Source organism: Aquabacterium sp. T101, assembly GCF_057219775.1.
Genome location: NZ_JBXVVZ010000002.1, coordinates 433,277 through 446,628, shown reverse-complemented (window position 1 = coordinate 446,628; position 13,352 = coordinate 433,277). Strand labels below are relative to the sequence as shown.

At 70.9% G+C, this 13,352-nt stretch carries 12 protein-coding genes; 8 read left to right on the top strand and 4 right to left on the bottom strand.

The window, feature by feature from the left end; translation table 11 throughout:
• The first annotated feature begins 15 nt into the window (after positions 1–15).
• On the top strand, positions 16–1,002 hold the full coding sequence (locus tag AC2EAQ_RS09185; RefSeq protein ID WP_484642449.1) for a Bug family tripartite tricarboxylate transporter substrate binding protein: 987 nt from the start codon (positions 16–18) through the stop codon (positions 1,000–1,002).
• On the top strand, positions 999–1,619 hold the full coding sequence (locus AC2EAQ_RS09180; protein ID WP_484642446.1) for an enoyl-CoA hydratase-related protein: 621 nt from the start codon (positions 999–1,001) through the stop codon (positions 1,617–1,619). Before AC2EAQ_RS09185 ends, AC2EAQ_RS09180 begins: the two co-directional genes overlap by 4 nt.
• An 18-nt stretch (positions 1,620–1,637) precedes the next feature.
• Here the strand turns inward: AC2EAQ_RS09180 and AC2EAQ_RS09175 are convergent, their stop codons facing one another.
• Positions 1,638–3,920, bottom strand: a complete 2,283-nt coding sequence (locus tag AC2EAQ_RS09175) for an ATP-binding protein (RefSeq protein WP_484642444.1) — start codon at positions 3,918–3,920, stop codon at positions 1,638–1,640.
• Between the two features lie 26 nt (positions 3,921–3,946).
• On the bottom strand, positions 3,947–5,611 hold the full coding sequence (locus tag AC2EAQ_RS09170; RefSeq protein WP_484642442.1) for an immunoglobulin domain-containing protein: 1,665 nt from the start codon (positions 5,609–5,611) through the stop codon (positions 3,947–3,949).
• 185 nt (positions 5,612–5,796) lie between these two features.
• Between AC2EAQ_RS09170 and AC2EAQ_RS09165 the strand changes: the two genes are divergently transcribed.
• Positions 5,797–6,414, top strand: coding sequence for a response regulator transcription factor (locus AC2EAQ_RS09165; protein ID WP_484642440.1), 618 nt, complete (start codon positions 5,797–5,799; stop codon positions 6,412–6,414).
• A 30-nt stretch (positions 6,415–6,444) separates the two neighbouring features.
• Here AC2EAQ_RS09165 and AC2EAQ_RS09160 read toward each other — a convergent pair whose 3' ends face one another.
• On the bottom strand, positions 6,445–7,383 hold the full coding sequence (locus AC2EAQ_RS09160) for a diacylglycerol kinase catalytic domain-containing protein (RefSeq protein WP_484642438.1): 939 nt from the start codon (positions 7,381–7,383) through the stop codon (positions 6,445–6,447).
• Positions 7,380–8,411, bottom strand: coding sequence for an SPFH domain-containing protein (locus AC2EAQ_RS09155; protein WP_484642436.1), 1,032 nt, complete (start codon positions 8,409–8,411; stop codon positions 7,380–7,382). The genes AC2EAQ_RS09160 and AC2EAQ_RS09155 overlap by 4 nt, the downstream gene beginning before the upstream one ends.
• A gap of 440 nt (positions 8,412–8,851) precedes the next feature.
• Between AC2EAQ_RS09155 and phnC the strand changes: the two genes are divergently transcribed.
• Genes phnC through phnE (AC2EAQ_RS09130) form a run of 5 tightly spaced genes read left to right on the top strand, consistent with a single transcriptional unit; the run spans position 8,852 to position 13,336 of the window.
• On the top strand, positions 8,852–9,670 hold the full coding sequence (phnC, locus tag AC2EAQ_RS09150; protein ID WP_484642434.1) for a phosphonate ABC transporter ATP-binding protein: 819 nt from the start codon (positions 8,852–8,854) through the stop codon (positions 9,668–9,670).
• A 41-nt stretch (positions 9,671–9,711) separates the two neighbouring features.
• Positions 9,712–10,635, top strand: a complete 924-nt coding sequence (gene phnD / locus AC2EAQ_RS09145) for a phosphonate ABC transporter substrate-binding protein (protein WP_484642432.1) — start codon at positions 9,712–9,714, stop codon at positions 10,633–10,635.
• Between the two features lie 8 nt (positions 10,636–10,643).
• Positions 10,644–11,579, top strand: a complete 936-nt coding sequence (phnD, locus tag AC2EAQ_RS09140; RefSeq protein ID WP_484642430.1) for a phosphate/phosphite/phosphonate ABC transporter substrate-binding protein — start codon at positions 10,644–10,646, stop codon at positions 11,577–11,579.
• 3 nt (positions 11,580–11,582) lie between these two features.
• The gene (phnE, locus tag AC2EAQ_RS09135) at positions 11,583–12,461 is read left to right on the top strand and encodes a phosphonate ABC transporter, permease protein PhnE (RefSeq protein ID WP_484642428.1); all 879 of its coding nucleotides are present in this window, start codon (positions 11,583–11,585) and stop codon (positions 12,459–12,461) included.
• Positions 12,461–13,336 (top strand): phosphonate ABC transporter, permease protein PhnE, encoded by an 876-nt coding sequence (gene phnE / locus AC2EAQ_RS09130; RefSeq protein ID WP_484642791.1) that lies wholly within the window; start codon positions 12,461–12,463, stop codon positions 13,334–13,336. The genes phnE (AC2EAQ_RS09135) and phnE (AC2EAQ_RS09130) overlap by 1 nt, the downstream gene beginning before the upstream one ends.
• Positions 13,337–13,352: the final 16 nt, after the last annotated feature.

The following is a 13,352-nucleotide window of genomic DNA, read 5'->3' as shown; positions in this document are numbered from 1 at the left end:
CGAAAGGACCCTTCCATGATCGACATGAATGCCCGGCGAGTTCTCGGGCGCACCGCGGCCTCGGTCCTGGTGTCCCTGGCCTGCATCGGTACCTCGGCGGCGTTCGCCCAGGCGGGCCGCTACCCGGACAAGCCCATTACCTGGGTCGTCGGCTTCGCGCCGGGTGGCAGCACAGATGGCCTGACGAGGTTGGTCGCGAAGAAGCTCGAGTCCTCGCTGGGACAGGCCGTCGTCGTCGAGAACCGGCCCGGCGCGTCCGGCGCGATCGCGATGGCGGCTGTCGCCCGGGCCGCCCCGGACGGCTACACGCTGGTGACCGTCGCCGGGCCCGATGTCCCGGCCAAGGCCGTTCCGGAACTGGGCAAGGAACTGGCGGGCGTCGCGGCCCTGGGCGCAGGGGCCATGGTGCTCGTCGGCACGACGGCTACCGCCATGCCACCGACTCTGAAGGACCTTCTGACCGCAGCGAAGGCCACCCCCGAGAAGTACTCCTTCGGATCGTCCGGCACCGGCACCAGTCAGCACCTGGCCGGCGAACTCATCAATCAGGTGGCGGGCACGAAGATGACGCATGTCCCCTACAAGGGTGGTGGCCAGGCGGTGGCCGACCTGCTGGGCGGACAGCTCCCGCTGGCCGTACTGGGGATTCCGCCCGTGCTGCCGCATATCAAGTCCGGCAAGCTGAAGGCGTATGGCGTGACGACGTCCTCGCGCTCGTCGGCACTCCCCGACGTGCCCACCTTGAACGAGGGTGGGCTTTCGGGCGTCGATGCGAACCAGTGGTTCGTCGTCGCGACGGCGGCCGGTGTGCCCGCCGATCGGATCGAGAGGCTCAACGCAGCGATCAACCAAGCCCTGAAGGATCCAGAGATCGTCGCGGGCTTCCTGGCCGTGGGCGTGGAGCCGTTCCTGGCGTCGCCTCTGGATACGGTGAAGTTCGTGGCGGGCGATCAGAAGCGTTGGCGCGATCTGGCGCAGAAGGCCAAGCTCTCGCTGGAGTGACCGGGGCCGGCGAGCGCGCGTTCTGCGTCGGCACCGACCTGAAGGCGCTGGCCGCCACGGGCGACCACACCAAGCCCGACACCGGCTTCGCCGGCCTCACGCACCGGTTCGACCTGTTCAAGCCGGTGATCGCCGCGGTGAACGGCCTGTGCCTCGGCGGCGGCGTGGAGATCGTGGCGGCCTGCGACATCGCCATCGCGTCGGACGATGCGCAGTTCGGCCTGCCCGAGCCGCTGGTGGGCCTGGCCGCGCTGGGCGGCGGCGTGCTGCAGCGGCTGCCGCGGCAGATGCCCATGAAGGACGCGATGTGGCTGGTGCTCACGGCCGACCGGATCGCGGCCGCCGACGCCGCGCGGATCCGCCTGGTCAACGAGGTGGTGCCGAAGGATCGCCTGCAGGCCCGGGCCCGCGAGGTGGCCGCGATGATCCTGCGCTGCGCACCGCTGGCGCTGCAGGCGTCCAAGCAGGTGATGCTGCAAAGCGCCCGCCACCCCGACCTGGCCGACGCGATGCACGCCCGCTACGACCGCGCGGAGGCGATGCTCGCGAGCGACGACGCCCGCGAGGGCCCGGCCGCGTTCGCGCAGAAGCGCAGCCCGGTGTGGCGCGGGCGCTGATCGGCGCCTCCGTGGCTGTTAACGCGCCCTGCGGGACGGGCAGGCCGCCAGCCACTGCCGCAGCCGCGCCGGTGTCACTGGCTTGTGCATCCAGGCCAGCCCGCTGGCGTCGAGCCGGTGCAGCCAGTCGGGAGACGTCTCGCCGGTGATCAGCAGGCACGGCAGGTCGGCGCCATAGGCCGCACGCAGCCGGGCGGCTTCGGCGATGCCGTCTCGGCCATCGGCCAGGCGCAGGTCCAGCAGGGCCAGGTCCGGTTGCCAGGCCGCGGCGCCCGGCAGCAAGGCCGCGCTGGACGGCGCCGCCTGCACCTCGCAGCCCCAATGCCCGAGCAGGTCGGACAGGGCCTCGCGCACCTGCGGGTCGTCTTCGATGACGATGGCGCGCAGCGGCGGCAGGGCCGGCGTGCCATGTGCGGCCGTCCGCCCCGGTGGCGGCGCCGATGCCGCAGCTTCGACGCTCAGGCCGAAGCAGCTTCCGCGCCCGGGGGCGGAGCGCAGCGTCAGCGGCGTCTCGAGCAGCCGGCACAGACGCTGCACGATCGCCAGGCCCAGACCCAGGCCTTCGCGCCGATCGCGCGCGCCGTTGCCGACCTGGAAGAACTCGTCGAACACCCGTGCATGCAACGCGGGGTCGATGCCGGGTCCGCTGTCGCGCACGTCGATGCGCCAGCGGTCGCCGCTTCGGCGCAGCGTGACCAGCACGCCGCCGCTGAGGGTATGGCGCACGGCATTGACGATCAGGTTGCGCAGCACGCGCTCCAGGAGCAGCGCGTCGCTGCGCGCGGTGGCGCGGTGCGCCGGCGCGGCCAGCCGCAACGCCAGCCAGAGCCCCTTGCGTTCGGCCTCGGCGCGGTGCTCGTGCACCAGGGCATCGAGCAGGGGCGCCAGGGCCACCTCGCTCCACTGCGGCGCCACCACGCCGGCATCGATGCGCGACAGGTCGAGCAGCGCGTCGAACAGCCCCGACAGGGCACTCACGCAGCCGTCGATCCGGGCGAGCCGCTCGGCGCGGCGCTTGTCGTCGCTCTCGCCGTGCAGCGCCGCCACCTGCAGGGCCAGCGCATGCACCGGCTGGCGCAGGTCGTGGCTGGCAGCAGCGAGGAAGTCGCTCTTGGCGCGGTTGGCCGCCTGCAGCGCGTCGTTCAGCTGGGCCAGGCGCGCCCGCTCGGCGGTGGCGGCGTCGCGCTGCTGGCGGGCGAGGGCCAGTTGAAGCTCGACCTCCATCGCGATGCGTCGCGCGCTCGCGCTGCGGCCGAGCAGGCGCTCCCGGTAGGTGGTCGCCGCTCGCTGGTGGTCGAGTGCGGCGCGCAGGTCGCCGAGCGCCTCGCAGGCCCGGGCCGCCACTTCGCGCAGCTCCAGCACGGCCAGCGGCAGGTCGTTCTCGTTCTGGGGCGCATGGCGTTCGAGGCGCGTCTCGGCCAGCGCGCGGGCGGCCTGCGCGTTGCCGCCCGCCACGAACACGGCGGCCTGCGTTGCCGTCCATTCGAGGGTCGGTGCTTCATCGGGCAGTCGCGCCGCGACGGCCTCGTCCAGCAGCGCCTGCGCCCGGCCGAGCTCGCCGCGCTGGCGCGCCACCTCGGCGAACACGGTGGCGTACTTGCCGCGCCGGTCGTCGCGCATGCGGGGCGCCGCAGCGAGCAGTTCGTCCACCAGTGCCTGCGCCTCGTCCGCCCTTTGCAGACCCACCAGCGTGAGGACGAGGTTGATCGTGGTCGACGTCCATGCCCCGCGGGCGTCCGAGGCGTCGGCCATGCGCCTTGCTTCGCGGCAGAAGCGCAGGGCGTCCTCGAGGTTCCAGACGTCGTAGTGCGTGGCGCCCAGGTTGCCGACGGTGTTGGCGATCAGCGCCGCGTCGCCGCTGGCCTCGGCCATCGCCAGCGCGCGATGGAAGGCACGCAGCGCATCGTCCATCAGGTGCAGTGCCGACGCCGCGATGCCGGCGCCGGTGGCGCTGCAGGCGTGCGCCTGCGGAGCGCGCAGACCTTCGTCGAGCAACAGATTGACCTGCAGCAGCGCCAGTGCATCGTCGAAGCGGTGCTCGCGGCGCAGCCAGCCCGCCCGCAGGTCGCGCTCCAGGGCCTGCAGGCCGGGGTCGTCGCCGGCCAGCGCGGCGAGCCTCGCATGGGCGGCCCGCGCCGCGTCGGCCGAACCCCAGCGCATCTCCGCCCAGGCCACGTGGAAGTGCCCATGGGCGGCGATGCGTGCGTCGTCGTGCGCAGCCATCTCGCGACCCCGCTCGGCGGCCAGCGACGGGTCGCGATACTGCTGGGCCCAGGCCGCGCGGTCGAGTTCGTCGAGCATCGCTGCCGATGGTAGGCCAGCGGCGTTCAGCGGAAAACGGCTTGCGCGACGGTCCCGTTGCCCTGGACCACCAGGGCCTGGGCGCTGCCGTCGGGCTGCACGGCGAGTGCGTTGTGCTGCAGGACCCGCTCGTTGGTGAACAGGTCGCTCTGCGAGCGCCACTCGCTCAGGCCGGCGTGCCAGCGTCGCGCGCGCAACACGGGGTAGGTGCTGGGCAGGTCGTACTCGGCCCAGGCCACGATCAGGTTGCCGGCCGCGTCGACCCCCGCCAGCGGCCTGCTCAACACGTCCACCAGGGAGTCGCCCTGGACCAGGCGCACCTCCTGCAGGGCGCTCCAGCCACTGCCGTCGTAGGCCGTGCGAGACAGCTGCAGGCCGAAGTTGTGCACCGACAGCAGCTCGAACCGTCCATCGACGCCGGCCACGACGACGGGCGGCACATGCCAGTGGGTGAAGTTGCTGACATAGGCCGCGTCACCCGCGAAGCTCACGCCGCCGCTCACGGTGAACGCGCGCGCATAGACGCGCGTCTGGTCCGACTGCATCGCGAGCATGCCGCGCCCCTGGGCGTCGAGGGCCACGCTGGCAGGCACCAGCGTCGTGCTCAGGCCGCCGAAGTCCACCGGCGCGCTCCAGGCCGCGTCGCCGTCGCGCACGACGCCGCGGGCCTGGCTGAACTCGCCGCTCTCGTTCCAGACCACGACCACCTTGCCGGCGGTGTGGCCGGCGGCCAGCGGGTTGGCCACGTTGTTGGGCGAGGTGTCGAGCACCGCGGGAGCATCCAGGGCGAGCGTGCCGCCGCCGAGTGACGCGCGCACCGCGATCACGTCGCGTCGGAACTGGTCCGGCGGCGCGCCGGCGAGCACGATCTCGAAGCGGTCCGCGCCCGCGGGAACGACGGTGAGCGACTCCACGACGCCGCCCCAGGCCGCCTGCGGCGCGGTCCAGGCCCCGGCCGCCGCGCCGGAAGGCATGAACGCCGCCATGCGGGCCTGCGTCGTGTCGTTCGCATCGATGTGTCGCCAGACCACGACCACATGGCCCTGCGTGCCCACCGCGATGCGGGGGTCGAAGTTGTTGTTCAGCTCGGCCGGGACGGGCCCGCTGATGCGCACGAAGCCTGAGAAGTCGCTCGCACCAGCCGGCTTCATCGCGGCCCACAGGCTGTAGCCGCCGTTGGCTTCCTGCTGGTTGAACACCGCGTGGGTGTGGCCGCGGCTGTCCACCGCGACCGCGGTGGCGCCGAAGGACCGGCCCGGGTTGTCGCCGTCCACGCCGCTGGGCGGCAGTGCCGCGGTGGTCCAGGCGCGCTCGGTGACATTCAGCGTGGCCCAGGCGCTGCTGGCGCTGCCCACGCTGTTGGTGGCCGTGACGCCGAAGCGCTGACCGTCATGGAGCAGACCGACCGCGCCGACCGTGTAGCTCGCGCTCGTGGCGCCGCTGATCGCGCCGGCACCGTCGCGATGCCATTGCAGCGCGGGCGCGGGGTGGCCGTCGACGCCCGCGGTGAAGGTGGCGCTGCCGCCTTCGCCCACCGTCAGCGTCGCGGGCTGGGCGCTGAAGGTCGGTGCCGCTGCGGCCGGGGGCGGCGGCGTGTCGGGATCGCTGCCTCCGCAGGCAGCCAGCGCGAGGGCGCCGGCCAGGCCCAGCAGGGCGCGGCGGCGGGCGGGAAGGTTCGATGCATGAGGCATGTTCAGACTCCTTGGGGTTCTCGGTTGTCGAGGCCAGGCCAGTCTGCGAAGCGGCGCGACGCGGCGCACCGCCCGAAAGGGAAGTCGCCGACACCAGCGAAGGCATCGGCGTGATGGCGTGCGCGCGGTCGAGCTTCCCTTTCGGGCGGTGCCGCCGACGGGCCCGGCCGCTACCATGACTGCCGATGCAGCCTGCCTTCCGCTACGCACTCGTGGTCGACGACCACCCGCTGATCCGCGACGGCCTCGTCGCGACGCTCGAGCGCGCCGGCCTGCGTCTGCACTGCGACGGCGCGGCCGACATCGCGCGCGCCCGGCGTGCGCTGGCGGGCACCACGCGCTATGACCTCGTGCTGGCGGACCAGCGGCTGCCCGACGGCGACGGCCTGACGCTGCTGTCCGAGGCGGCGGTGGCGCACCCGCGCACCGCGGGCGTGCTGCTGTCGGGTGCCGACGACGCGCGGCTGGCGCAGCAGGCGCGACAGGCCGGGCTGGCGGGGTATCTGTCGAAGTCGCTCGAACCCGGGCAGATGGTGGCGGCGATCGAGCGGGTGCTGGCCGGCGGCACCTGGTTTCCGGATCGCCCTCGCGCGGCGGTGCAGGGCTTCACCGAACGTCAGCTCGACGTGCTGCAGCGGGTCTGTGCCGGCCAGCCGAGCAAGGCGATCGCCCTGGAGCTGGGCGTCGGCGAGCGCACCGTGAAGGACCACCTGACGGCCATCTACGTGCGCCTGGGCGCCAGCAACCGCGCCGAGGCGGTGGCCAAGGCCAGCGCGCTGGGCCTGGTGCGGATCGGCGGCTGACCGGGCTGCGCCCTGCGGTGCGGGACTGCGCTACTGCAGCAGCCGCCCCTGCACCGCCGCCACGCCGATGCGCGCCTGCATGCCGGAGGTGAAGCGCAGGAAGTCGGCCTCGATGCCGTCGGAGAAGATCACGCCGTTCTCGGGCATGCGCGATCGCACCAGAAGCTCGTGCTGCCCGTCCACCGTGCCGTAGACGAGGCTGGTCTGCGAGGCGCGGCTGGGAAACGGCTCGCGCACCGCGAACACCAGCGACGGCGACTCCCAGGCCAGCGGCTGGTAGGCCGGCGCCTTGCGCACCGCACCCACCGCGGCCGCCACCGACACCGACCCCGTGACCACGCTCTTGAGCCAGGCGGTGGACCCCAGGCCCGTGCTGACGATCAGGCCCGAGGACGACTGGAACTCGCTGCGGCCGGCGTAGCTCAGCTCGTACAGGGCCGAGGTGTGACTGCGCGGCCCGATGAACAGGTCGTTCACCGCGCGCAGGCGCTGGCCGTCGGAGAGCACGGCCTCGGCCATGGTGACGCTGCGGCACGGGCGGCGGTCCGCCGCCGCGTCGGCCAGCAGCGGGGCCAGGTCCGTCGGCGCGAAGGGCAGCAGCACGCCGTCCCAGCGCGCCGGGTCGGGGTTGACGCCGGCCAGGGGCTGACCGTCCAGGTACTTCAGCGTGTTGGCCACCAGGCCGTCCTGCCCCAGGGCCACCACGAGGTCGTCCGGCGCGAACACGAAGTTGGGCAGCATCGAGCGGTCGACGATCTGGTAGCGGCCCCAGGCCTCCAGCGCCTGCACCGTCTGGCGCAGGCTGCGCGCGTAGGCCTCGTTCTCGGCGAGGTAGTCGCCGAAGTCCGCGCCCAGGTGCTCCACGTAGAAGCGGGCCTGCGACAGCGTGTTGTGCCGCGCCACCAGGTCTTCCAGGCGGGTGCGGCGGGTGATCAGCACCACCCGCCGGTCGCGGGCGGTGGTGCTCACTGCGCGCTCCGCGGTGCCGTGCTGTCCATCAGCGTCTGCAGCAGGTCCGGCGACACGTTGAGCTGCCCGATGCGCTCGGCCTTCTCCGCGATGCCGCTGAAGGCCTGCGCGATCAGCTGCCCGGGCTGCATGCCCGACGAGGCCAGCGCCTGGACGATGCGCGGGTCGGTGGCCTGCAGGGCCGCCATCACGCTGCGCACGCGGTGCGCCTCGGCCTCGGCCAGGGCGCGGGCGTTGTCGGCCTGGCCGGCAACGAGGCTCTTGCGCTGGGTCTCGAGTTCGATGTCGGCGCCCATCTGCTCGTTGCGCAGCTCGTTCTCGCGTCGCAGCAGGGCGGCCTTGGCCTCCATGCGCGACGCCTGGATCTCGCGCTTCTTCTCTTCCACCGCCACTTCGGTGTCGAGCTCGTTCTGGCGGATCGAGCGCTCGTTCTGCACGGCCGACATGCGGCGCTGGTAGATCGCCTCGTCGGCGGCCTTCAGGTTGGCCTCGCGGGCCTCGGCCTCGAGTGCGCGCGCGATGTCGGGCGTGGGCCGCACCGCGCCCACCGACACGCCCAGGATCTCCAGGCCCAGCGCCTCGATCTCGGCCTGGCCGGCGAGCTGGCGCTGCACGTCGCGCGCGATCGTCGCGCTGGCCTTGAGCGCGTCCTTCAGCGGCAGCGCCTGCACCGCCTGCTGCACGATCACCTGGGCCTGCATCACCACGCGCTCGCGCAGGCGCTGCGGGTCGTCCGACAGGTAGGTGTGGCCGTCGGCCGCGAGGCTGAAGTCCATCAGCGCGGCGGTGCGCTGCGGCGCGCTGACGCGGTAGGTGAGCTGGCCCTGCACCGTGACGGCCTGGAAGTCGGCCGTGACCAGCTCGAGCATGAAGCCGCAGTCCTGGCTGCCCACCGGCACGGCCACCAGGGTGCTGGTGGGGCCGTAATAGAACATCGCCAGGCCCGCGCCTTCGCGCACGAGGCGCCCGCGGCGGAACTGCATCAGATGGGTGGTGGGCTGGGTCTTGATGAACCGGATGCCGAACATGGTGTCTTCCCTTCTCGTTCGTAAGTTGCACAGTACAACTTACGTGAGTTGGATAGTACAACTCAGGCGGCGGGTGTCAAGTGCCTTGAGGCAAGGCCCCGCAACCCGCCTCCACTCCTGCGTTAGGCAGTCGCTATCAGGGCGCGGCCATCGCGTGGCCACTACCTAAGACCCGAGATTCGACGCCGGCCCCCGAGACGCCCCCGAGCTCGCCGCTCTCCGGCTCAACGGCGACCCGGTTCGGCGCTCGAGTCAGCGCCCACCTTGCTGTCGAGGCGCAGGCGTTGCCGCAGACCGGGCCCGTGCCGAACACGCGCGATCGGTCCGGAACGCGTCACGAACCTGACTTGTTGGCCACCAACAGTCCGGCCTGAGTTCACGCCGCAACCCGGTCTGCGCGTCGATCTCACCCCCTGGAACCCGCCGCACAGGACAACGCCATGCTCGACATCCGTTCGCTCTCCAAGACGTTTGGCTCGACCGCCGCGCTCAAGGGCGTGTCATTGCAGGTATCGGCAGGCCAGATGGTCGGCGTCATCGGACGTTCCGGGGCCGGCAAGAGCACGCTGCTGCGCCTGATCAACCGTCTTGCGGAGCCGACATCGGGCGCCATCGTGTGCGATGGTCGGGACGTGACGCAGCTGCGGGGCATCGAGCTTCGCCGCTGGCGCGCGCGGTGCGCGATGGTGTTCCAGCAGTTCAATCTCGTGCCGCGGATGGATGTGCTGACCAACGTGCTGCTGGGTCGCATTGCGTACAAGGGTGCGGTGCCGGCGCTGCTGAAGCACTTCACGGAGCAGGAACGCGCCATGGCCGTGCTCGCCCTCGAGCGCCTGGAATGTGCCCAGCTGGCGTTCCAGCGCGCCGAGACGCTCTCCGGCGGCCAGCAGCAGCGCGTGGCCATCGCCCGGGCCCTCATGCAGGAACCCGGCATCCTCCTGGCCGACGAGCCCATCGCCTCGCTCGACCCGCACTCCGCCACCCTGGTGATGGATGCGCTGCGCCGCATCAATCGCGAAGACGGCATCACCGTGCTGTGCAACCTGCACACGCTGGACACGGCGCGCGAGTACTGCACCCGCATCGTCGGCATCGCGGCGGGCGAGGTGGTGTTCGACGGCGCGCCCGCCGAGCTGACCCAGGACGTGGTGCGCCGGATCTATGGCGTGGCCGGCGACGCGAGCGACTTCCGCGAGTCGGCGACGTCGACCTCCCTGCGCCCCGGTCCGCAGCCCGTGCCGGCCGCGCTGGCCGCCTGAATCGCCCGCCGAATCGCAAGCCCGATCTGAAGGAAACCACCATGCAATCGTCATTCTCGATCGCCCGCTGGGCCAGTGCCCTGAGCCTCATGGTCCTGATGGCCGCCCCGGCGCAGGCGCAGGACTGGAAGCAGAAGTTCAAGACCATCACGTTCTCGTCGGTGAGCGCCGAGAACCAGGCTGCCACGCAGGCCCGCTACAAGGACGTCGCGCGCGTGTTCCAGGAGCGCACGGGCGTGGAGATGCGCATCTTCACCGCGACCGACTACGCCGGCACGGTGCAGGCGCTGACATCGGGCCAGATCCAGATGGCCCAGATGGGAGCCAGCGGCTATGCCTCGGCCTGGATCGACTCCAATGGCGCGGTCGAGCCGCTGGTCACCAACAGGGAGCTCGACGGCGCGCTGGGTTACCACTCGATCCTGATCGTCAAGAGCGACAGCCCCTACCAGAAGCTCGAGGACCTGAAGGGCAAAACGCTGGCCTGGGCCGACCCGAACTCCACGTCGGGCTATCTGATCCCGCTGGTGTCGCTGCGCAGCGCAGGCATCGAGCCCGAGAAGTACTTCGGCCGCACGCTGTTCTCCGGCGGGCACGAACAGAGCGTGCTGGGGGTCATCAACGGGCAGCTCGACTCGGCGTTCACCTGGTCGTCCAAGGGCCACAACGCGGGCCAGATCCGCGCGATGGTCGACCGCGGCGTGCTGAGGATGGACCAGTTCCGCGTGGTCTGGGAGTCGCCGCTGATCCCCAACCCCCTGGTCGTCGTGCGCAAGGACATGCCCGAGGACATGAAGCGCGAGCTTCGCGCCTTCTGGACCGAGTTGCACAAGGTCGACCTCAAGGTGGCCGAAGCCGCCGCGCGCGGCAAGACCGCCGGCTTCGTGCCGGCCACGCACGAGATGTACAAGCCGGTGCTGGACGCGGCGCTCGAAGTGCGCAAGACGCGCAAGCAGCAGAACTGAGCGCCGCCATGAACCGACGTGGGGCCGCGACTGCGACGTCGCTTCTTGCACTGGGCGCCCTGGCGGGACTGCCGATCCATGTCCGCGCCCAGGGCGCCGACTGGCGAAGCCGCTTTCCCGTGGTCGCCTTCAGCTCGGTCAGTTCCGAGAGCCAGGGCGCCACCGAGGCCCGATTCAAGGACTTCGCCAAGGTCTTCAAGGACAGGCTGGGCGTCGAACTGCGCATCTTCACGGCCACCGACTACGCCGGCACCATCCAGGCGCTCACCAGCGGCCAGATCCAGCTGGCCGGCCTGGGCCCGGCAGCCTATGCCACGGCCTGGATCGACTCCAACGGCCAGGTCGAGCCACTGGTCGCGGCCGTGGAAGCCGACGGCGACATCGGCTACCACTCGAGCCTCATCGTCAAGGTCGAGAGTCCTTACCGCAAGCTCGATGACCTGCGCGGGAGATCGCTTGCGTGGGCTGATCCGAACTCGGCATCCGGCTATCTGGTTCCCCTGGTGTCGCTGCGCGCCGAAGGCGTCGAGCCCGAGAAGTTTTTCGGCCGCACGGCCTTCTCCGGAGGGCATGAGCAGAGCGTGATCGGCGTCGACAAGGGTGCCTTCGACTGCGCCTTCGTCTGGACGGCCAAGGACCCCACGCAACGCGGCATCCTGCGCGCCATGACGGACCGCAAGCTGATCGACCTCAGGCAGTTCCGCGTGGTCTGGCAGTCGCCGGTGATTCCGAACTCGCCGCTGACGGTTCGCAAGGACCTGCCGGCCGAGATGAAGCGCGACATCGCGCGCCTGTGGACGGATCTGGCCAGCTTCGACCCCAAGATGGCCGAGACGCTGGCTCGCGGCAAGACCCTGGGCTACCGGCCGGTGACGCACGAGATGTACGAGCCGCTGCTCAAGGTCATCCAGGAACAGCGGCGAAACCGCAAGACGGCGGGCTGAGCGATGAGTGCGAGTCTCGGCCTGGTGGATACCTCGTCCGCGTTCGAGCGCCAGTACCGGGCGTTGCAGTCGCGGCGCCGGCGATCGACCTTCATGTATGGCGGCATCTTCCTGGTGGCGCTGCTGCTGTCGGCCTGGGTGGGTGAGTTCAATCCCGTCAAGGTGGTCGAAGGCCTGCCGCGTGTCGGCGAGTACCTGATGAAGACCGTGCCCAGCCTGGGCCTCGCCACGCTGTGGCACGACCTGGGCGAGTGGTTCTGGGGCCTGCCCAAGTGGTTGAAGCTGCTGTGGGAGACCGTGCTGATCGCCTACCTGGGCACCCTGCTGGGCACGCTGGGTGCCCTGGCGCTGTGCTTCGATGCGGCCGACAACCTCAAGCGCCATGGCGTCAGCTACTGGATCTGCCGCCGTGTGCTCGAGGTGTCCCGCACCGTGCCTGAACTCGTGTTCGCGCTGGTGTTCGTGTTCGCCTTCGGCCTGGGCCCGCTGGCCGGCGTGCTGGCCATCGCCATCCACAGCATGGGCGGCAACGGAAAGCTGTTCGCCGAGGCGGTGGAAAACATCGACATGAAACCCGTGGACGGCCTGCGCGCCGCCGGAGCCAGCTGGTTGCAGACGGTGCGCTTCGCGGTGCTGCCGCAGGTGCTGCCCAACTTCACCAGCGTGACGCTGTGGCGCTTCGAGATCAATGTGCGAGCTGCCTCGGTGGTCGGGTTCGTCGGTGCCGGAGGCATCGGACAGGAGTTCTACACCGCGGTCAGCCGGCTCTACTACGAGGACATCAGCGCGATGCTGATCCTGCTGGTGAGCACGGTGTTCGTGATCGACATGGTCTGCGAGCGGGTTCGCCACCGCATGATCGGCAAGGAGAACCTGACGTGATGCTTCGCCTGAACGCGGTGGATGCCCAGGTCATCGAGCGCGCCCGTCGGGCTGCGCCCGACGTGTTCACGGCGCCGTGGCGGCGCAACCTGGGCGTGCATGTCGTGAGCCTGGCCATGGCCGTTCTGGCGGGCTACTGCCTGTGGCTGTTCAACGCCTCGCCGCTGCGGATCTGGAACGGGCTGGGCCAGCTCGGCACGATCCTGATGCAGATGTTTCCGCCCACCGCCGGCGAGATGCTCGGCGACTTCCTGGCCGCGATGGCGCAGACCGTCGGCATGGCCTTCATCGGCACCATGGTGGCGGCCGTCCTGGCCGTGCCGCTGGGCATGCTGGGCGCGCGCAACGTCCTGCCCAACTGGCTGGCGCGCTTCCTGTTCCGGCGCAGCAGCGACGTCATGCGCGGCGTGGACCAGCTGATATGGGCGCTGATCTTCGTGCGGGCTGTCGGGCTGGGGCCGCTGGCCGGCATCCTGGCGATCATCGTCTCCGACACCGGCACTTTGGCCAAGCTGTACTCCGAGGCCGTCGAGAACACCGACCGCAAGTCGGTCGACGGCGTTCGCGCCTGTGGAGGCGGGCCTCTGCTCGGGCTGCGGTTCGGCATCCTGCCGCAGGTGCTGCCGCTGATGATGTCCAGCGTCCTCTACATCTTCGAGTCCAACACGCGCTCGGCCACCATCCTGGGCATCGTCGGCGCCGGCGGCATCGGCTTCTTCCTGTCCGACCGCATCCGCACCATGAACTGGGAGGAGACGTCCTTCATCATCCTGATGATCCTGGTGACGGTCTACCTCATCGACGGCCTTTCCAAGGCCATCCGCGCCAGGCTCATCAGCGGCAAGGCCGCCGAGGGCCTGCAGAGCGTGCGCTGACGCAACCCGGGAGACC

Coding starts and splice junctions, on each gene's coding strand:
- AC2EAQ_RS09185 (WP_484642449.1), top strand. CDS start 16: ATGATCGACATGAATGCCCGGCGAGTTCTCGGGCGCACCGCGGCCTCG.
- AC2EAQ_RS09175 (WP_484642444.1), bottom strand. CDS start 3,920: ATGCTCGACGAACTCGACCGCGCGGCCTGGGCCCAGCAGTATCGCGAC.
- AC2EAQ_RS09170 (WP_484642442.1), bottom strand. CDS start 5,611: ATGCCTCATGCATCGAACCTTCCCGCCCGCCGCCGCGCCCTGCTGGGC.
- AC2EAQ_RS09165 (WP_484642440.1), top strand. CDS start 5,797: ATGCAGCCTGCCTTCCGCTACGCACTCGTGGTCGACGACCACCCGCTG.
- AC2EAQ_RS09155 (WP_484642436.1), bottom strand. CDS start 8,411: ATGTTCGGCATCCGGTTCATCAAGACCCAGCCCACCACCCATCTGATG.
- phnC (WP_484642434.1), top strand. CDS start 8,852: ATGCTCGACATCCGTTCGCTCTCCAAGACGTTTGGCTCGACCGCCGCG.
- phnD (WP_484642432.1), top strand. CDS start 9,712: ATGCAATCGTCATTCTCGATCGCCCGCTGGGCCAGTGCCCTGAGCCTC.
- phnD (WP_484642430.1), top strand. CDS start 10,644: ATGAACCGACGTGGGGCCGCGACTGCGACGTCGCTTCTTGCACTGGGC.
- phnE (WP_484642428.1), top strand. CDS start 11,583: ATGAGTGCGAGTCTCGGCCTGGTGGATACCTCGTCCGCGTTCGAGCGC.
- phnE (WP_484642791.1), top strand. CDS start 12,461: ATGCTTCGCCTGAACGCGGTGGATGCCCAGGTCATCGAGCGCGCCCGT.